Source organism: Micromonospora inaquosa, from assembly GCF_003857055.1.
GTDB lineage: Bacteria > Actinomycetota > Actinomycetes > Mycobacteriales > Micromonosporaceae > Micromonospora > Micromonospora inaquosa.
This window is the reverse complement of record NZ_QGSZ01000343.1, coordinates 1-17,987: the sequence shown is the minus strand read 5'-3', so window position 1 is coordinate 17,987 and position 17,987 is coordinate 1. Positions and strand designations below refer to the sequence as shown.

The following is a 17,987-nucleotide window of genomic DNA, read 5'->3' as shown; positions in this document are numbered from 1 at the left end:
GCCCCACCCCGGTCCGATCACGACCCGAGCAGCCTCACCCTCAGTCACCCACTGGCGACGGACACACGGTGCGCACCTCTGCAAGATCAGCTGTACCTAGCTCTGCACTCCAACGAGTACCCCGACATCGCTCCAGCGGACAGTCCGACGCTCGCGCAACCTCACCGCCTCGAAGGCTGGTGGCCTAGCGATCCTCGACGAGTTCGAGTCGGCTGGGATCCTGGTTGCGGTGGGGCGGCCAGAGCAACACCAAGCGGAAAGCTGGCCTTGCAGCCGTCGCGAGCGCCCAGCTCCCTTTTTCAGATCCTGGGCACATGGCCCGTCTGGCAGGTGGTCTCGCGCGCCTACCCCGTTCGCTCGACGGCCATCTATGCCGGAGTGGGTGGGTCGATGGTCGCTGCGGTGACCGCGGCCGCGGCTCGCGCGTACTCGGTCCGGATGCGCGAGCGAATGTTGGCTCGACGCTCCCAACGGGTGCTCCGTTGATGTCAGGGCGTCCGGCGAGGCGTCGCGCTAAAGGCGAGGTCGCGGGCGAGCCGCGGTGAGGTCATGCACCGGATGTTGATCTTATCTGATGTGTGCACGATGTGTGTTCTCCAGCGGAGGCTAACCGGTGCTAACCGGTGCCACTGCGGGTCAGTCGGGGTGAAAGACCAAGGTTGCCGGCTCACGCCGTGTGGTGAGGGATGTGCCATTGGCTGGATGGGTTGGCAGGGGTAACGCAGGCCAACGCGGGTCAGTCCCCGCCAACGTGGGTCAACCCACGGGTGGCTACACTGGTCTCTCGCGCCCTCGTAGCTCAGGGGATAGAGTGCCGGTTTCCTAAACCGTGTGTCGCAGGTTCGAATCCTGCCGGGGGCACCAGGTCACAATCTTGATCCTCGATCACTGATCCGCCTTCCGGGGCTTGCGTGCCCGCTGCGTGCCCGATCGCCTCGCCAGCTTCTCCCTGCTCGCATCAAGGCGGGCCCGCAAGCGGGCCGCGCCGGCAGCGCTCGGCCTGCAAAGATTTTGCCCTCCGGGCGGGGGGATCTACGACAGAGTTGGGGGAAGTCCGTCCGGACGGTGCGGTAATCGGTGGTTGAGCGGGTGGTCGCCATCTCCACCATGAGTCCCAGGCAGAGCCGAGCAGACCATGGGTCAGGGTGTGTGGGACTCACGGCGGAGATGGCTCTGAGGCCCGCCTTGTGGCAGCAGGAGCGGAGCCGCTCGTGGCCTTCGCAGGCCGTGAGTAGTTGTAGAGGATGTAGCCCCTGTAGACGCCAACCTTGTCGTACAGCGCGCGAGCTTCGGCGTCCACCTCTGTATTCCAGTAGAGACGTGGGGCACCGTGCTCCTCGGCGTCCCGCGCCACCCACTCAATCATCGCGGTCGCGATACCTCGCCGTCGTGCGTGCGGATCCACGAACAACTCCGCCAGGTAGCATCTCCCGGCCCCCCAGACGCTGGTGTGGAACAGGTAGTGCGCGATGCCCACCATGTTGCCGTCGAGTCTTGCGTAGATGCCGCGTACCTGCCCGCGGTCGATTAAGCGATGCCATGTGTGCTCGTAGCCGTCGTCGTCGACCTCCATCGCGGGCCGACCGGGCCGACCGGCGAAATGGGCGTGAAATCTACGAGTCAGCCCTTCCCACCCGTTTCGGTCGCTTTCAGTCAAGAGGCCGATTTTTAGCACGGGTGTCATCGTCCATCAACCTCCGGCGTCTGTCGACAGGCCGAGCGGTCTCTGCAAGACGGAGGCCGACCGCCGGGCCATCGACGGGCCAGAAGTCGGGGGCCTCGTATCCGCCGCCCTCGCTTGCCCTCAGCAGCCGGGCCCGGGCCCGTGCCCGCTGCGTGCCCGTTGCCGTTCAATTGGAGCGGGTGTGCAGGCGTAGGCCACCGGAAGCCGCCGTTTGTCGTAGGTCGCGGAACAGACGCGAATGACCTTGAAGGCATCTGCCCAGGTCAGCCGACACGACCGGGGCAAGATCCGTAACGGGGACCTTTACACGGGCCACGCCACGCCGGTCAGAGCCTCAGCGATCCTGTCGTTGACGGTGGCCTCCGCGCCGTCGATGCGCTTGGCGTAGACCTCCAGCAGTACGCGGCTCATCCTCGGCTCGATACTTCAGCCCTCGGTCGTCATGAACCTCGCCGCTATCAGTCCACCGCTTGCCTGCCTGTGGTCGGCTCTTGGTCACCGCGATCGTCCAGGCCATCCTCGTCGTACGTCATGTCCAGACCAGCCGCGACCCACGATGAAGGGGGCGTTGTTACACGGACGGGTCCCAGGCGATGAGCTGGTCGAAGACGCGACGGTCGCCGTCCAGCTCCAGCTTCGGAGAATCCAGCGGTATGCGGCCGTAAAAGAACAGGACCAGGTCACTTGCCGTGCCCCGGGCGGAGACGTCGGCCGTGACCGGGTCCTCGTTGGCAGCCGGTGCGCCGAGGTGGGCGGCCCATGCGCCGTCGGGGGACAGCCGAAGGCGCCAAGAGCGGCCCTCGGTGGCGTAGTAATCGACGATGGCGGGTTCGTGCGGCCAGGCGACATCCGTCGAGCAGAGGGTGAACTGGCAGTCGTCGAAACCGTCGAGGGCGACCTCCTCCGGCAGCGGTTCCGGGTTCCCCAGGGCGAGTTGGGCATCGTAGGTGTGCACCGCGATCTCGGGCACCTGGCGCCGAGCCCATGCACCGGAGGTTTCCGGTGATTGCGAGTCACCCCACCACGTCCAACAACCGCGGTCCGGGCCGGCCTCACGCAGCGCGCTCGTCAGTCGCTCGACGGACTCGGTCCACCAGGCCAGCAGAGCTTCGCGTTCCCGAGGCGCACCCATGCCGTCCTCCCAGGCGGACTTGTCCGGGGGAGCGTCGGCCGGCCCGGCGGCGACGATGGCGGCCGACCTGCGGCGGCCCATGCCCAGGTGCTGCACGAGATCGAACAGCGTCCACCCCGGACAGCTCGGCACCGGCACGTCGAGGCTGGGCGCCGCAGCGACCACGGCACGGAAGGCGGTCGACCGATCGTCAATCAGCCGCAGATGATCAGTGAACGTCAAAGTCTCATGCACCCCGGCTTTCTACCAGTGCGTTCCACCAACCGGACAGCGATTTTCGTAGCCGACGCGACCGCGGCACTGGCGCGCCAGGGTTCCACCTGCCGTTTCTTGCACCGTTTGTAAGCGAGGCACCAGGCAGCGGCGATGCACGCGCGGCGGAGGTCCCCCGTGCGAGCTACCCGCAAGTGTCCACCGCACGGTGACGATTCCTGACCGACGACTCCATAGCGTTTGACGTGGCCGCTGCGCCTCAGCCGCCGATCTCGTTGAGGGAGTCATCATGCGCTTGTTGAAACAGCTAGTGGCCGTTGCGGCGGTCACCTTCGTCGGTGGCCAGGCCATCGTCGCGGTGAAGGGGAACGCCTGGCTCACTCTGATCATCGGTGTGTTGACGGCCGTGGTCGCGGTCCTCGTCTACGGCTGGGTGGTACGGCGTACCGAGCATCGCGCGGTCACGGAGCTGGCGCGAGCCGGCGCCGTCGCTCGGATCGCCCGCGGGGCGCTGATCGGGTTCGGGATGTTCGCCGCGGTGATCATCAACATCGCCTTCGTCGCCGACTACGACGTCAACGGCCTGGGCTCGGTGTCGGGCGCGGTGGCGATTCTCGGGCTCATGGCCGCCGCCGCCGTGACCGAGGAGTTGCTCTTCCGGGGCGTCCTGTTCCGGGTCGTCGAGGAACGCACGGGCACCTGGCTCGCACTGGTGCTCACCGGCGGGGTGTTCGGCCTGATGCACCTGTTGAATGCCGATGCCAGCATATGGGGCGCGATCTGCATCGTGGTGGAGGCCGGGTTCATGCTCGCCGCCTGCTACGCGGCCACCCGCAACCTCTGGGTGCCGATCGGCCTGCACTTCGGTTGGAACTTCGCCGCCGGCGGTATTTTCAGTGTCGTGGTCTCCGGCACCGGTCAGTCCGAGGGTCTGCTGGCCACCACGATGTCCGGCCCGACCATGGTCACCGGCGGCGACTTCGGCCCGGAGGGGAGCCTCTACACGGTGGCGGCGGGTGTGGTGTTGACACTGGTGTTCATGTGGTTGGCCCACCGTCGTGGTCACATCGTTCCGCGTCGCCGACGCGCGATCGACGTCCAGCCGGCGACGGCTACGGTTTCCTGATGATCGACCTTCGGGGGGTCCCGGACTCGTGGCGGCGGTGGGACGTCACGGTCCGGGATTTCCCGTTGGGGCTGCTGCTCGCCCTCGCGTCGGTGCTGCCCCCGCTGCAGAACCACGGTACGCAGCTCGGCGACCTCCCGGGGCGTCCCTTCGACGCGCTGACCGTCGCGGTGCTCGCCCTGGAGTGCCTCCCGCTCGCGGTCCGCCGACGCTGGCCCGCCCTCTGCCTCGCCCTGGTGTCGGTCGGCTTCGTGATCGACCAGCTCCGTGCGTATCACACGGTTGCGGGTTCCGCGCTTGCCATCGCGCTGCTGAGCGCGGGGGCACACCTTGAACGTCGTCGGCGTACCACGATGGTCCTGGCTTCCGCCGCGTACGTGGCGCTGGCCGTGGCTCTCGACCGGCAAGGGTCGCCCGAGGGCGTGACCGGGTTCGGCACTTTCTACCTTCTGCTGGTCCTGGCCTGGGGCATCGGAGCCTGGCTGCGGCAGTCCCGGGCCGCCGAGGCCGAACGCCGCCGTTACATCGCCCTGACCGCCCGCGCCGCCGAACGCACCCGCATCGCCAGCGAACTCCACGACATCGTGACCCACCACGTGACGGCGATGGTCGTGCAGGCCGAGGCGGCCCGCTATCTGGTCGCCGCCCCCGAACGCCTCGACACGACCCTCACCGCCATCACCGACACCGGCCGCCGGGCCATCACCGACCTGCGTCACCTGCTCGACCTGCTCAACCCCGACCACAGCACCGATCCGCGTACGCCGTCCGTCAGCGAGCTCCGCGCCCTCGTCGAGCAGACCCGGCAGGCCGGGCAGCCCGTGGACTTCACCGAGGACGGCAGCCCGGCGGACACGACCGGCGGTGCCGAGGTCGCGGCCTACCGGGTGGTGCAGGAGGCGCTGACGAACGCCCTGAAGTACGCCCACGGCGTGCGTACCACCGTTCACGTGCAGCACGGAGAGAGGGAAACCACTGTGGAGGTCACCACCGAAGACTCGGGATCGTACGCCGGGGCCCCCGGGGGAAGCGGACGCGGCCTTGCTGGGCTCCGCGAACGGGTCGTCGTGCTGGGTGGCGAGTTCAGCGCAGGACCGCGCGCGGGCGGCGGGTTCGTCGTGTCGGCCCGCATCCCCACCGGGAACCCGTCGTGACGACGCCGATTCGCGTGCTGGTCTGCGACGACCAGGCACTGATCCGCACCGGCTTCGCGACGATCATCGACGCTCAGCCCGATCTGGAGGTGGTGGGCGAGTGCGGCGACGGGCGTGCGGCGGTCGACCTCGCCGGCCGGCTGCATCCGGACGTGGTCGTGATGGACGTACGGATGCCCGTACTCGACGGCATCAAGGCGACTCGCCTGCTGGCCGGCGCCGGAGTGGCCCGACCCGTCAAGGTGCTCGTGGTGACGACGTTCAATCTCGACGAGTACGTGTACGAGGCGCTGCGCGCCGGAGCAAGCGGGTTCCTGCTCAAGGACGCCCCGCCGGCCCAATTGCTGGACGGCATCCGCACGGTCGCGAGCGGTGCCGCGCTGCTGGCGCCCGAGGTGACCAGGCAACTCGTGGGAAGGTACGCGGCGCGCATCCGTCCCGCCGAGGGCACGCCAAACGACGTCGGGCTGACCCCGCGCGAGCTGGAGGTGCTGCGCCTCATCGCCAACGGCCTGTCCAACAGCGAGATCGCCGCGACGTTGGTGATCAGCCAGGAGACCGTCAAGACGTACGTGTCACGCATCCTCACCAAGCTCGACCTGCGCGACCGCGTGCAGGCGGTGGTCTACGCGTACCGCGCGGGCCTGGCGACCTGAGGATGCGGGTCAGACCGCCGGTAGCTGTTCGGCTCGGGTGACCACCTGGTCGATGAGGCCGTACTCCCGGGCCTGCTCCGCGGTGAACCAACGGTCCCGGTCCCAGTCGCGCTGGATCTCGTCGAGCGTCCGTCCGCTGTGCTGGGCGATCAGCTCCTGCATCGTCCGCTTCACGTGCAGCATGTTCTCCGCCTGGATGGTGATGTCCGCGGCCGTCCCGCCCATACCTCCGGACGGCTGGTGCATCATGACCCGCGAGTGCGGCAGTGCGTACCGCTTGCCGGCCGCGCCGGCGCAGAGCAGGAACTGTCCCATCGAGCCGGCGAACCCGAGCGCCAGTGTGGCGACGTCGTTGCGGACGTAGCGCATCGTGTCGTAGACCGCCATCCCCGCGCTCACCGAACCACCCGGCGAGTTGATGTAGAGGAAGATGTCCCGGTCGGCGTCCTCAGCCGCGAGCAGCAGGATCTGCGCGCAGATCTGGTTGGCCGACTCCTCGGTCACCTCCGTGCCGAGGAAGACGATCCGCTCGCGGAGCAGCCGCTCGAACACCTGGTCACCGAAGGACGGCTGCCCGCCATCCAACATCCGCACGCCGTACCCGATCATGTGCCGCCACCTTCCACCGTGCCGGCGGGCGGTGGGACCGCCCGGTGGACCGGCCCCTCCAGCGTGCGTACGACGGTGGTGGTTGGCCCAGTGATTCTGCCGCCGGCAGATCCGCCGACGGCAGAACCGCGCGGCCTACGCGGCGGTCAGCCGCCGCGCGCCGACCAGGACCGACTCCCCGCCGCCAGCCAGGCATTGGGTACGCGGACCGGGGCGCGAGCCATCAGCGGAGACCGGCACGTCGACACGCATTGTCGGCTCGCCGGCCTTGGACGCTCGTTGCAGGGGCAGTCCGCCGCCGAGCGGACCCACCAGCAGGGTGGCATTGCCGATTTCGCGTCGGACCGCCTCGACAGGCTCCAGGTGGGTCAGCGCGGCACGGGGTGCCGCAGGGAGGCGGGGCTCGACCCGGCGCATGTCGTCGCGGGCCTCACCGAGCAGGTCGGCGAGGCTGATGCCGAGCGCCCGGCAGATCGCCGCTAGCACCTCCGAGGAGGCCTCCTTGCGGCCCCGCTCCACCTCCGACAGGTAGGGCACCGAAACGTCGGCCGACTCGGCCACCTCGCGCAGCGTGCGGCCCTGACGCTGACGGTGGCGGCGCAGCACCCCGCCGATGACTCGTCGCAGCAACGACATGCCGGCCTCACTCTCGCGGTCGTCGTCGGGGGACGTTCCCATCATGCCCGTTGCGGGGCTCGCCGGCTGCCCGTGCGGGCCCGCGCCGCCGTTCGGCGCGGGCCCGACACCTCACGGGTGTAGGTGCGTGTGCCAGGTGGCCGGCTCGGGCACCAGCGTGAGCGCCCGGAACAGCGCACGGGTGCCACCGGCCGGAAGCAGCGCGCTGTCGTCGATCGTCACAGTCGCCCCATCGACGTCGTAGACGGTCAGCGACTCGTTGCCGCCCTCGCCACCGAACCGCGCCGGGTGTCCGTCAAAGGTGGTGTTCGGGTTGACGTACGCCCTGTCGGTGGGATCGGTGACGTTGCGGTAGCGGGAGACGCCGACGGTCAGCGTGCGGGCCCGCTGCCACCGCGGCTCGGCGGTGGCCGGCTCCGGGGTCCAGGTCCACCCGGCGTACCAGGACGTCGGCTCATCCAGCGACTCATCCACGTTGAGCGTGATCATCCGCAGGTTGGCGGGTACGCCCGGCACGGTCGCCGGCATCGGGACCGTGTCGGCGCCGAAGCGCAGCGACCGCGCGACCTGCGCCGCGGTGCCCCGCGCGTCCGGCCCGGTCCCGACCACCCGGACCTGCGCCCAACCGTCCGGGGCGTACCGCCAGCGCAGAATCGCCTCCGGCTTCTCGGCGCCCGAGTAGTTGGCGAAGACGCTGTCCCCACCGTTGAGCCGGGGACCCCTGTCGGTTTTGCCGGCCACGGCGGGTTCACCGCTGTCCCGCTGCGGTGCCGACGGCTCCACGCCCTTCGGAAGGAGCGAGACCGTCACGAACTTCCGTTCGTCCTCGGCGCGGCCGTTGGACGCGCCCAGGAGGACGCCGGGGCCGGAGAGGAGCAGTCCGGCCTGGTACTGGAGATCCCGCATCCCGTCCGGCAGCCAGCCGAACCGGACGTACAACCGCTGGGGGTCGATCGTGGTGAGCGCGACCGGCAGGCCGGTCTGGCCATCGGCGGGCGCCGCACCGATCGGGGCGGAGGTCGACGGTCGATCCGATCTCAGCAGGTCGGGGACGGTGAGCCCGCCGACGGTCAGCGTCGCTGCCAGTAGCGCGGCGCCGGCTCCCTGGGCGAGTCGGCGTTGCCGCCGTGCGGTGGTCATCGCCCGGCCCACGTCCAGCACGGCGGAGGGCCGCTCGGCCGATTCGATCTCGGTCAGCATCAGGTCGCCAATCTGGCGTTCGTCAAGCATCGTCGCTCCTCTCAGTTGCCGGTCAGGCTGGGGGTGAGCAGGGTGCGCAGGGTGGCCAGGCCCTTGGCGGTCTGGCTCTTGACGGTCCCGGTCGAGCAGCCCATGGCCTGGGCGGTCTCCTCGACGCTGAGGTCCTGGAAGTAGCGCAGCACCAGCGCCGCGCGTTGCCGCGGCGGCACCTGACGCAGCGCCCCGACCAGGGTGATCCGGTCGGTCGGGTCGGTCGCGGCCGTCGGCACGTCGGGCAGTGCGGTGCCGAGCCGGACCCCGGCCCAGCGCAACCGCCGCTCGTCGATCAGCCGCCGAAGCAGCATGGTGCGGACCAGCGCGTCCGGGTGATCGGCCTGCCGGGCCCGTGCCCAGTTCCGGTACAGCTCGGTGAGCACCCGTTGCAGGATGTCGTCGCCCCGGTCCCAGTCCCCGCACATCAGGTAGGCGGTGCGCCGCCACTGGACCATCCGGGAACGGACGAACTCGGTGTATTCGTCGTCCGCCTCGGCTCGTCGTCTGCCGCTCGTCGTCACGAGGGTGGTACCCCCTCCGTCTGCCGGCCCGCACCGGTTCGTTGTTGTCGTCCAGTAGTCGGGTCCGAGACCGGTGCCGGTTGTCCGCGGTGCATCCCGGACCTGCGGTGCGACCCGGACGTGCGGTGTGCGGCGTACCCGCTATGTTGTGGGCGTGCAGGCGACGGTGGGGGAGCAGGTTCGACAGTGATCCATTTCCCCGCGCAGCGTCGGGGTCCACTGAGCGCGCTGAGCCTACGGCTCGCGGCTGCCCTGGGCCTGGTCTTCGCCGTGGTCGCCGCGGTCTACCTGGGCCGGGACGGCTACCGCGATGTCAACGAGGACGGCCTCACCCTGCTCGACTGCTTCTACTACGCGGTGGTGTCGCTCTCGACCACCGGCTACGGGGACATCACCCCGGCCGCGCCGTCGGCCCGGTTGGTCAACGTCCTCTTCATCACCCCGGCCCGAGTGATCTTCCTGATCATCCTGGTCGGTACCACCCTGGAAGTCTTGACCGAGCAGTACCGGACCGGCCGTCGCCTGTCGCGGTGGAGGAGAGCCGTGAAGGACCACGTCATCATCTGCGGCTACGGCACCAAGGGGCGCAGTGCGGTCTCCGCGCTGATGGAAAACGGTCTGGACCGCTCGCGGATCGTGGTGGTGGAGCGCAGTGCCGCCGCCCTGCGGCAGGCCACCTCGGCCGGGCTGGTGGCGATCGAGGGCTCGGCGACCCGCTCGTCGGTGCTGAACGAGGCACACGTCAAGAACGCGAAGGCCGTGATCATCGCTACCGACAGCGACGACGCGTCGGTGCTGGTCGCGTTGACGGTACGGCAGCTCACCGCGGGGCAGGTCCGGATCATCGCGGCCGCGCGGGAGGCGGAGAACGCCCCGCTGCTCAAGCAGAGCGGCGCGCACCACGTGATCGTCTCCTCGGCCACGGCGGGCCGGCTGCTCGGCCTGTCCACCTCGGCGCCGCCGCTGATCGACGTGGTGGAGGATCTGCTCACTCCCGGCCAGGGCATGGCGCTGGCGATGCGTTCCGCGGAGCGGGACGAGGTGGGCCGCTCGCCGCGTGAGCTGGACTCGTTGGTGATCGCCCTGGTGCGGCGGGGCAAGGTGGTCACCCTGGCCGACCGGGCCGGCGCGGTGATCGAGACCGGCGACATGTTGGTGCACGTCCGCGACGATCGTCCGCAGTCGGCCACCACCGCCTGATCGGGCGACCCTCGCGGACCGACTCCTGGCGCCAAGGGCCCGGTGTCCGCAGGCGTCGCGGCGTCAGCAGGCGTCGCGGCATCGGCAGGCGTCGTTGGTGACGCAGATCGTCTCGGCGCAGTTGATCGACGTGCCCGTGGCGGCCCGGCTGAGCAGCTCGTAGAGGGTCTCCCGCTCGGCGTGATCCAGCGCGCCCAGCACCTCGTCCTCGGCGCTGGCGAGGGCGCATTCGGCCTCGCTGAGGCGTTTTGCCCCATCTTTGGTGAGTTCGACGACGTGTCGGCGGCGGTCCTCGGGGGATCGCCGCCGCTCAATCAGCTGCTTCGCTTCGAGTTCGTTGAGCAGCCCGACGATGTTGGTGCTGTCCATCTCCAGGATGGTGGCGAGGGCCTGTTGGCCGGTGTCGCCGCCGGCCCGCAGCACGGTGAGCGCGACCAGGTGCCGGGGGCGTAGCCCCAGCGGCGCCAGCACCGACTCCGACCGCAGGCGCATCCGCCGCGCCAGATGGTCCAGGAGGGCGCCCGAGCGATGCTCTGCGGAGTCGAGCGGCTGCGCGGACATGTGACCCAGTCTACCGATCTGCAGGAACATCGGCCTACCATAAATGGTTGATGCAGCACAGACGATTCCTGATGGAGGAACAATGCATCTGCTGCATATTGATTCGAGCATCCGTGGTGACTGGTCGGTCAGCCGGCGCCTCACCGCCCGCGCGGTCGACGCGTGGCGCGCGGCCCACCCGGACGGCACGGTGACCTACCGAGATCTGGGCGCCGAACCGCTGCCACACCTGGACGCGGCCGGCGGGTTGGCGCGGATGACGCCTCCAGACCAGCACACGCCGGCCCAGCGCGACTCCTGGGAGCTCAGCGGGCGGTTGGTCAACGAGGTGAAGCAGGCCGACGTGGTGCTGCTCGGGCTGCCGCTCTACAACTACGGCGCGCCCAGCAGCGTCAAGTCCTGGGTTGATCACCTGATCGTTCCTGGGCTGGCGTACGACCCCACGACGCAGGAGGGCCTGCTCGGCGGGCGCGAGTTCGTGGTGCTGGCCACCCGAGGCGGCGGATACGGCGAGGGCGCCCCGCGCAACGGCTGGGACCACGCGGAGCCGTGGCTCCCGCACGGCCTGTCGCTGACCGGCATGCAGCCGCGCTTCATCAGCGCCGAGCTGACCCTGGCACCGTCGGTGCCGGCGATGGCCGAACTGATCCCGCTGCACGAGGCGAGCCTCGCGCGGGCCGAGAAGGAAATCGACAACCTCTGGCCGTCGGCCGGCACCGCCCGCTGACCGCTGGCCCCCTCATCGCGACGGAGGGTGGTCGTTCCACACCAGACGGCCACCCTCCGGCTCGGGACATCCAGTTTTGAACACCGGGCGGCTGGAGGCCGCAGCCCGTCCGGACGGGTCGTGGCTGCGCTGACCCCCTCGGCTCGTCGCGGTCCGATTGCGGATCATGGAGAAAACTCGTTACCGGGCAGCTTCCCGATCGAACCCTTGCTACGGTGTCCCCGCTTAGAGCTGTCAATGGGTGTCGCTGCCGGGACTTGTCGGCGCAGCGTCGTTGGCGCAGGCACGACGGGGAAAATCTTCAGATCCGGGCGAATCCGCCCGGTGTGGCTTGTCGTTCACCCGTCGCGTCCCACGCAGGGCATCCCGGGCAGTTCCGAGCGCCTCGTAGTCGAACGACGGGAAACAATCAGTGGCTGAAGTGGCAACATCCGCAGGAACTCGACGGCGATGGGCCGCCGGGGCCGTGGCGAGCCTCGCTCTCCTCGGCGTGGCGGCGTTCGTGCCCGCGACGGCAGCTCAGGCCGCCCCCGCGGGGGACGGCGTGTTCAACGCGGTGACCGGTGCTTCACGCACCGGCCAAGAGAGCAAGCTGCGCAACCTCCACAAGGGAAAGCTCGCTCTTCCCGCGCCGGGTGCCAAGGGCCGCCGGTTCCAGTCCGGCACCGGCGCTACTCCGAAGATCTTCGCGGGCAACCTCGCGAGCGCCTCGGAGTTCCCGTACATCGTTGGCGTCGTCACCACGCTCCAGTTCGAAGGCATCTTCTACTGGTACTGGTGCACCGGCACGATCATCGCCCCCAACAAGGTGCTGACGGCCGCGCACTGCACCGCCGACGGTCCCGGCACCACCCGGGTCATCGCCGGCAACGACCGGCTGGTCGACAGCAACGGCCAGATCGTGGGCGGCAGCGGCTTCGTCGCCGAGGTCGGCTCGACCTGGACCCACCCGGGCTGGAACATCGCCCAGCAGTACAAGGACCCGGACGCGCCGATCCTGGACGACGTCTCGGTCCTCACGCTCAAGCAGAACCTGCCCAGCGAATACAAGCCGGTGTCGCTGAGCGCCCAGGGCGACCAGAAGCCGTACGCGGCCGGCACCTCGGCCCAGATCGCGGGCTTCGGCATCACCTCCTCGGATGACGAGTTCCCCGACAGCCGGCTGCGCAAGGCCACTGTGGCGATGCGGTCGAACGCCGACTGCGCCGCGCCGGGGCTCTACGACGCCAACCGGATGATCTGCGCGGGCTCGGGCACGCCCTCCCTGCCGAGCAGTGACACCTGCTCGGGCGACTCGGGTGGTCCGCTGCTTGTCAACGGGGTCCAGGTCGGCATCACCGACTGGGGCTTCCGGCCGTGTGGCTCGTACGCCGGTTACTACGAGCGGCTGAGCTACTACGCCAACTCGATCAAGGCGGACCTGACCCGTCCGCCGCTGATCAACGCGGACTGGACCGGCGATGGTCACTCGGACCTGCTGACGCGTGACAGCGCCGGCAACCTCCGCCTGTACATGGGCAGTGGCTTCGCCAACAACAGCCTCGGCGGCTTCTACCTGAGCAAGAAGATCGGCAACGGTTGGGGCATCTACAGCCGGGTCTTCCGGGTCTACAACTGGAAGGGCGACAAGAAGCCGTCCATCATGGCGATGAAGCCCAACGGTGATCTGTTCATCTACGACACCGATGGCAAGGGCGAATTCGTCGGGGGTGCAAAGAAGATCGGCACCGGGTGGCAGGGCTTCACCGCGCTCATGGTGACGAACAACTGGCTGGGCAACAACCGGCCGAGCCTTCTGGTGCGCAAGACCAACGGCGACCTGATCCGCTACACCAGCAATGGTGCGGGCGGCTGGGAGAACCCGCTCGGCACCAAGATCGGTATCGGCTGGAACGGCTTCAACCTGTTCCTCACCCCCGGGGCCTGGAAGGGCGACGGGCGTGAGGTGCTGATCGGTCGCACCTCGACCGGCGACCTGAAGCTGTACCAGTCCGACAGCAAAGGCGGCTGGACCAACCCGCTCGGCACCAAGATCGGTACCGGCTGGCAGGGCTTCAAGAACATCATCGTTCCGGGCGACTGGAGCGGCGACAACATGGTGGACATGTTGGGCGTCAACAGCAAGGGCGACATGCGGCTCTACACGACCAACGGCTACGGCCAGTGGATCGACTCGAGCGGCAAGGTCGTCGGCACCGGCTGGGGTGGCTTCAACCTGGTCTTCTGATCCGGTTGTTCCAGCAGCGGTAACGAAAAGGAAGGGCCCGCAACCAATCGGTTGCGGGCCCTTCCCGTTGTCGCACGATCAGATGATCGTCCAGGTGTCGCCGCTGCCCAGCAGGCCGGCGAGTTGCTGCTCGGGGGTCTCGGTGACCTTCGCCTTGGCGGCCGCGAGCTGACCCTGCACCACACTGTCGTAGGACGGTCGGTCCACCGAGCGGAACACCCCGATCGGCGTGTTGCGCAGATCCAGACCGGGCAGCCGGGACAGCGCGAAGGCGTACGCCGGGTCGGTCACCGTCGCGTCGTGCACGACGATCTCCTCCGGGCGGACCGAACTGGTGTCCCGGACCTCCAGGCCGAAGCCGCCCGGCGGGTGCACCACGCAGAACCGCCCGTCGGCACCGAAGGTGATCGGCTGCCCGTGCTCCAGGCGGATCAGGTAGTCGTCCCGGGTGGACGGGTCCTTGAGCTGTTCGAACGCCCCATCGTTGAAGATGTTGCAGTTCTGGTAGATCTCCACGAAGGCCGAGCCCTCGTGCTCCGCTGCGGCGCGCAGCACCGACTGCAGGTGCTTGCGGTCGGAGTCGATGGTCCGGCCGACGAAGCTGGCCTCCGCGCCGAGGGCGAGCGAGAGCGGGTTGAACGGGGCGTCCGCCGAGCCGGCCGGCGTCGACTTGGTGATCTTGCCGACCTCGGACGTCGGGGAATACTGACCCTTGGTCAGACCGTAGATCCGGTTGTTGAACAGCAGGATCTTGAGGTTGACGTTGCGTCGCAGCGCGTGGATCAGATGGTTGCCACCGATGGAGAGCGCGTCACCGTCGCCGGTGACCACCCAGACCGACAGGTCCGGCCGGGACACCGACAGGCCGGTCGCGATCGCCGGGGCCCGACCGTGGATCGAGTGCATCCCGTACGTGTTCATGTAGTACGGGAAACGGGACGAGCAGCCAATCCCGGAGACGAAGACGGTGCGTTCCCGGGGGATGTTCAGCTCCGGCATGAACTGCTGGATGGCCGCCAGGATCGCGTAGTCACCGCAGCCGGGGCACCAGCGCACCTCCTGGTCGGACTTGAAGTCCTTGGCGGTGAGCTTGACGGCCACAGGCTCAGACATTCTTCAGCACCTCTTCCAGCGTCGTCTCCAGCTCGGCGGCCGTGAACGGAAGGCCGCGGACCTGGTTGTAGCTGATCGCGTCGACCAGGTAGCGGGCCCGGATGACATGGGCGAGCTGGCCCAGGTTCATCTCCGGGATGACCACCTTGTCGTACGAGCGCAGCACCTCACCGAGGTTGGCCGGCATCGGCGCCAGGTGCCGCAGGTGTGCCTGGGCGATGGAGAGGCCGCGCTGGCGGACGCCGCGGCACGCCGCGCCGATCGGCCCGTACGTCGAGCCCCAGCCGAGGACCAGCACCCGAGCGTCGCCGTCCGGGTCCTCCACCTCGATGTCCGGCACCGGGATAGTTTCGATCCGGGCGGCCCGGGTGCGCACCATGAAGTCGTGGTTGGCCGGGTCGTAGGAGATGTCGCCGGTCTTGTCGGCCTTCTCCAGACCGCCGATCCGGTGCTCCAGGCCTGCCGTGCCGGGGATCGCCCACGGTCGGGCCAGGGTCTCCGGGTCACGCAGGTAGGGCAGGAAGGTGGTGCCGTCCTCACCGTTGGGCTTGGTGGCGAACTCGACCCGCAGGTCGGGCAGCGACTCGACGTCGGGCAGCAGCCACGGCTCGGATCCGTTGGCGACGTAGTTGTCGGACAGCAGGATCACCGGGGTGCGGTAGGTCAGCGCGATCCGGGCCGCCTCCAGCGCCGCGAAGAAGCAGTCCGACGGTGACCGGGGCGCGATCACCGCGACCGGCGCCTCGCCGTGCCGACCGTAGAGCGCCATGTTGAGGTCGGCCTGCTCGGTCTTGGTCGGCATGCCGGTCGACGGGCCGGCGCGCTGCACGTCCACGATCACCAGCGGCAGCTCCAGCGCCACCGCGAGCGAGATCGTCTCGCTCTTGAGTGCCACGCCGGGGCCGCTGGTGGTGGTCACACCGAGCGACCCGCCGTAAGAGGCGCCCAGTGCGGCTCCGACGGCGGCGATCTCGTCCTCGGCCTGCACGGTGAGCACGCCGAAGCGCTTGTGCTTGCTCAGCTCGTGCAGGATGTCCGACGCGGGCGTGATCGGGTACGCGCCGAGGAAGACCGGCAGCCCGGAGCGGACCCCGGCGGCGACCAGCCCCAGCGAGAGGGCCGCGTTGCCGGTGATGTTGCGGTACGTGCCCGGCTGCATCTTCGCCGGCTTGACCTCGTAGCGGACCGCGAAGTCCTCGGTGGTCTCGCCGAAGTTCCAGCCGGCCTTGAAGGCGGCGACGTTCGCGGCGACCAGCTCCGGGCGGGCCGCGAACTTGCGCTCCAGGAAGCGCAGCGTCGACTCGAAGGGCCGGGAGTACATCCAGGAGAGCAGGCCGAGCGCGAACATGTTCTTCGACCGCTCGGCGTCCTTCTTGGACACCTGGTGGGCGGCGAGCGCGCCGACCGTCATCGAGGTCAACGCCACGGGGTGCACGACGTAGCCGGCGAGCGAGTCGTCGTCCAGTGGGCTGGTCTGGTAACCGACCTTGGCGAGGTTGCGCTTGGTGAACTCGTCGGTGTTGACGATGATGTCCGCGCCGCGCGGCAGGTCGGCCAGGTTGGCCTTGAGCGCCGCCGGGTTCATCGCCACCAGCACGTTGGGCGCGTCGCCCGGCGTGAGGATGTCGTAGTCGGCGAAGTGCACCTGGAAGCTCGACACGCCCGGCAGGGTGCCGGCGGGCGCCCGGATCTCGGCGGGAAAGTTTGGCAGTGTGGAGATGTCGTTGCCGAGCTGCGCCGTCTCCGAGGTGAACCGGTCGCCGGTCAGCTGCATGCCGTCGCCGGAGTCACCGGCGAACCGGATGACGACCCGGTCGAGTTGACGGATCTGCTTGGTCACTGTGCCACCTTCGTTCGCGACTGCGGGGCTTGCCCGGCCACGGAACCTCCTTGACGCAACGCTTCACCGCACCGCTCCAGGCTGGTCCGGCCGCTGTCGTTCCTCACCTGAGAGCCTACGTCTAAGGGAGCCCTAACTATCGCCGGAGGTCCGCCGACTGGGACCAGACACTGGTGAAAAATGCCCACCTTTGCGGTATTACGCACCGCCCGCCGTAATTCAGATCACCACCCGGTCGCGCCGACGACCCCGGCCGGGCGGTGCCGGGGTACTCCGTCGATCAGTCGGCGGGACTCGGCGCGGGCTCGGGCGGCGGGCCGGCGAACCGGCGGCGCAGCGAGGTCGTGGCCAGCGTGAGGGCCAGCACCACCAGCAGCGTGGAGACCACGATCAGGATGACCGCGGTGCGCTGCACCGAGGTCAACCCGCCGTCTCGGGTCGCGGCACCGGCCGGGAGTACGCCTTGCGAGCCGGTCGGCGCGGGCGGCGAGACCACCGGCGTGGCCAGGGCGGCCGCCGCGGTGATCCGGAAGCTCATCTGCACCCGACGGGTCGGGCCGCTGCGTGGATCGAGTTGACCGATCACGGCACCGGACAAGGGCGCTTCCCGCTGGGCCTGCGGCGTCGCCTCCACCGGCAGCCGCACCTCGGCGGTAGTGCCCGCCAACACCAGGCCGGCGTCGCAGCGGGTATGCGCCAGGTCGACCGCCACGCAGCCGAGTGGCGGGCTCGGCACGGTCACCCCGGTCGGCAGGGCGACCTCGACCCGGCCGGCGGCGTCCACCGTGCCGGTGTTGCCCAGCCGGAGTGTGAGGGTGCCGGGGCTGCCGCTGATGTCGAAAACCACCTCGTCGGCGTCGAGCGCGATCCCGGGCACCGGCGGCCCGGGTGGGAAGAGCACCGCGAAGCCCTGGTCGTCGGTGGCCTCCCCGGCCAGTCCCGGCACGTCCGCGATGACCTGGACGGACCCGCTGAGCGGCATCTGCTTCCACGCCGTGCCAGCGACCTGTAGGCGCAGCACTGTGCTGAACCGGGCGCCCGCCCCCGCGGTCCAGGCCCCACAGCGGTACGCACCAGCACGACCGGCGGCGGCGCAGCCCCTCGTGCCGCCGTCGGTCAGCCCGACGGGCAGGGTGTACGAGAGTCGGATCCGCTGCGTGGCGGTGCCCGTGTTGTGAACCGTGACCTGCAGGGTGGCCGCCGTACTCGGCAGGTTCCAGTACGTCTCGCTGAGGGTGACGTCGCCGGTGGTGACCTGCACGCCCAGCGGGCTCTGCGGCGGAGCCGCCGCCGAACCTGGCGCGGACGGTCGCACCGGCGGAGCCGGGGGTGTGGGGGGAGCCGGAGGCGTGGAC

16 protein-coding genes and 1 tRNA gene are annotated in these 17,987 nt (G+C 69.4%); 7 read left to right on the top strand and 10 right to left on the bottom strand.

Features of this window, described 5'->3' with window-relative positions; translation table 11 throughout:
- The first annotated feature begins 788 nt into the window (after window positions 1-788).
- Window positions 789-864 (top strand) — tRNA-Arg (locus DLJ59_RS31435).
- A 292-nt stretch (window positions 865-1,156) separates the two neighbouring features.
- On the opposite strand, the gene DLJ59_RS31430 is transcribed toward DLJ59_RS31435, so the two are convergent.
- Together DLJ59_RS31430 and DLJ59_RS31420 are read right to left on the bottom strand one after the other, a co-directional pair.
- The gene (locus tag DLJ59_RS31430) at window positions 1,157-1,573 is read right to left on the bottom strand and encodes a GNAT family N-acetyltransferase (protein WP_341869663.1); all 417 of its coding nucleotides are present in this window, start codon (window positions 1,571-1,573) and stop codon (window positions 1,157-1,159) included.
- 682 nt (window positions 1,574-2,255) lie between these two features.
- Window positions 2,256-3,050: a maleylpyruvate isomerase N-terminal domain-containing protein gene (locus DLJ59_RS31420; protein ID WP_124777459.1), complete on the bottom strand. Its 795-nt coding sequence runs from the start codon at window positions 3,048-3,050 to the stop codon at window positions 2,256-2,258.
- Window positions 3,051-3,318: 268 nt separating this feature from the next.
- Between DLJ59_RS31420 and DLJ59_RS31415 the strand changes: the two genes are divergently transcribed.
- From DLJ59_RS31415 to DLJ59_RS31405, 3 genes are read left to right on the top strand one after another with little or no spacing between them, the layout of a single operon-like run.
- On the top strand, window positions 3,319-4,155 hold the full coding sequence (locus DLJ59_RS31415) for a CPBP family intramembrane glutamic endopeptidase (RefSeq protein ID WP_124777456.1): 837 nt from the start codon (window positions 3,319-3,321) through the stop codon (window positions 4,153-4,155).
- Window positions 4,155-5,309 (top strand): sensor histidine kinase, encoded by a 1,155-nt coding sequence (locus tag DLJ59_RS31410; protein ID WP_124777452.1) that lies wholly within the window; start codon window positions 4,155-4,157, stop codon window positions 5,307-5,309. Before DLJ59_RS31415 ends, DLJ59_RS31410 begins: the two co-directional genes overlap by 1 nt.
- Complete coding sequence (locus DLJ59_RS31405; RefSeq protein ID WP_124777449.1) at window positions 5,306-5,965, top strand: response regulator; 660 nt, start codon at window positions 5,306-5,308, stop codon at window positions 5,963-5,965. The genes DLJ59_RS31410 and DLJ59_RS31405 overlap by 4 nt, the downstream gene beginning before the upstream one ends.
- Window positions 5,966-5,974: 9 nt before the next feature.
- Here DLJ59_RS31405 and DLJ59_RS31400 read toward each other — a convergent pair whose 3' ends face one another.
- The 4 genes from DLJ59_RS31400 to DLJ59_RS31385 form a co-directional block, all read right to left on the bottom strand.
- Window positions 5,975-6,574 (bottom strand): ClpP family protease, encoded by a 600-nt coding sequence (locus DLJ59_RS31400; protein WP_124777446.1) that lies wholly within the window; start codon window positions 6,572-6,574, stop codon window positions 5,975-5,977.
- 135 nt (window positions 6,575-6,709) lie between these two features.
- A complete protein-coding gene (locus DLJ59_RS31395; RefSeq protein WP_124777443.1) occupies window positions 6,710-7,210 on the bottom strand; it encodes a helix-turn-helix domain-containing protein in 501 nt (166 codons plus the stop codon).
- 111 nt (window positions 7,211-7,321) lie between these two features.
- Window positions 7,322-8,440 (bottom strand): hypothetical protein, encoded by a 1,119-nt coding sequence (locus DLJ59_RS31390; RefSeq protein WP_124777441.1) that lies wholly within the window; start codon window positions 8,438-8,440, stop codon window positions 7,322-7,324.
- An 11-nt stretch (window positions 8,441-8,451) separates the two neighbouring features.
- Window positions 8,452-8,964, bottom strand: a complete 513-nt coding sequence (locus tag DLJ59_RS31385) for a SigE family RNA polymerase sigma factor (RefSeq protein WP_244236327.1) — start codon at window positions 8,962-8,964, stop codon at window positions 8,452-8,454.
- Between the two features lie 186 nt (window positions 8,965-9,150).
- Here DLJ59_RS31385 and DLJ59_RS31380 point away from each other — a divergent pair, with 186 nt between their 5' ends.
- A complete protein-coding gene (locus tag DLJ59_RS31380) occupies window positions 9,151-10,164 on the top strand; it encodes a potassium channel family protein (RefSeq protein ID WP_124777438.1) in 1,014 nt (337 codons plus the stop codon).
- 63 nt (window positions 10,165-10,227) lie between these two features.
- Here DLJ59_RS31380 and DLJ59_RS31375 read toward each other — a convergent pair whose 3' ends face one another.
- A complete protein-coding gene (locus DLJ59_RS31375) occupies window positions 10,228-10,725 on the bottom strand; it encodes a MarR family winged helix-turn-helix transcriptional regulator (protein WP_124777435.1) in 498 nt (165 codons plus the stop codon).
- Window positions 10,726-10,807: 82 nt separating this feature from the next.
- On the opposite strand from DLJ59_RS31375, the gene DLJ59_RS31370 reads away from it, so the two are divergent.
- Together DLJ59_RS31370 and DLJ59_RS31365 are read left to right on the top strand one after the other, a co-directional pair.
- Window positions 10,808-11,452, top strand: a complete 645-nt coding sequence (locus tag DLJ59_RS31370; protein WP_124777432.1) for an FMN-dependent NADH-azoreductase — start codon at window positions 10,808-10,810, stop codon at window positions 11,450-11,452.
- Window positions 11,453-11,918: 466 nt separating this feature from the next.
- Window positions 11,919-13,679: a trypsin-like serine protease gene (locus DLJ59_RS31365; protein WP_158630930.1), complete on the top strand. Its 1,761-nt coding sequence runs from the start codon at window positions 11,919-11,921 to the stop codon at window positions 13,677-13,679.
- 78 nt (window positions 13,680-13,757) lie between these two features.
- On the opposite strand, the gene DLJ59_RS31360 is transcribed toward DLJ59_RS31365, so the two are convergent.
- The 3 genes from DLJ59_RS31360 to DLJ59_RS31350 all read right to left on the bottom strand — a co-directional run.
- Window positions 13,758-14,792 (bottom strand): 2-oxoacid:ferredoxin oxidoreductase subunit beta, encoded by a 1,035-nt coding sequence (locus DLJ59_RS31360; RefSeq protein WP_124777426.1) that lies wholly within the window; start codon window positions 14,790-14,792, stop codon window positions 13,758-13,760.
- A complete protein-coding gene (locus DLJ59_RS31355; RefSeq protein ID WP_124777423.1) occupies window positions 14,785-16,632 on the bottom strand; it encodes a 2-oxoacid:acceptor oxidoreductase subunit alpha in 1,848 nt (615 codons plus the stop codon). Before DLJ59_RS31355 ends, DLJ59_RS31360 begins: the two co-directional genes overlap by 8 nt.
- Before the next feature lie 280 nt (window positions 16,633-16,912).
- The coding region (locus DLJ59_RS31350) for a hypothetical protein (RefSeq protein WP_124777420.1) at window positions 16,913-17,987 on the bottom strand (1,075 nt) is incomplete at its 5' end.

What these genes read in the sequence shown, in the direction of transcription:
- DLJ59_RS31360 (WP_124777426.1), bottom strand. Translation starts at nt 14,792, where the DNA reads ATGTCTGAGCCTGTGGCCGTCAAGCTCACCGCCAAGGACTTCAAGTCC.
- DLJ59_RS31415 (WP_124777456.1), top strand. Translation starts at nt 3,319, where the DNA reads ATGCGCTTGTTGAAACAGCTAGTGGCCGTTGCGGCGGTCACCTTCGTC.
- DLJ59_RS31395 (WP_124777443.1), bottom strand. Translation starts at nt 7,210, where the DNA reads ATGTCGTTGCTGCGACGAGTCATCGGCGGGGTGCTGCGCCGCCACCGT.
- DLJ59_RS31410 (WP_124777452.1), top strand. Translation starts at nt 4,155, where the DNA reads ATGATCGACCTTCGGGGGGTCCCGGACTCGTGGCGGCGGTGGGACGTC.
- DLJ59_RS31375 (WP_124777435.1), bottom strand. Translation starts at nt 10,725, where the DNA reads ATGTCCGCGCAGCCGCTCGACTCCGCAGAGCATCGCTCGGGCGCCCTC.
- DLJ59_RS31370 (WP_124777432.1), top strand. Translation starts at nt 10,808, where the DNA reads ATGCATCTGCTGCATATTGATTCGAGCATCCGTGGTGACTGGTCGGTC.
- DLJ59_RS31390 (WP_124777441.1), bottom strand. Translation starts at nt 8,440, where the DNA reads ATGCTTGACGAACGCCAGATTGGCGACCTGATGCTGACCGAGATCGAA.
- DLJ59_RS31400 (WP_124777446.1), bottom strand. Translation starts at nt 6,574, where the DNA reads ATGATCGGGTACGGCGTGCGGATGTTGGATGGCGGGCAGCCGTCCTTC.
- DLJ59_RS31430 (WP_341869663.1), bottom strand. Translation starts at nt 1,573, where the DNA reads ATGGAGGTCGACGACGACGGCTACGAGCACACATGGCATCGCTTAATC.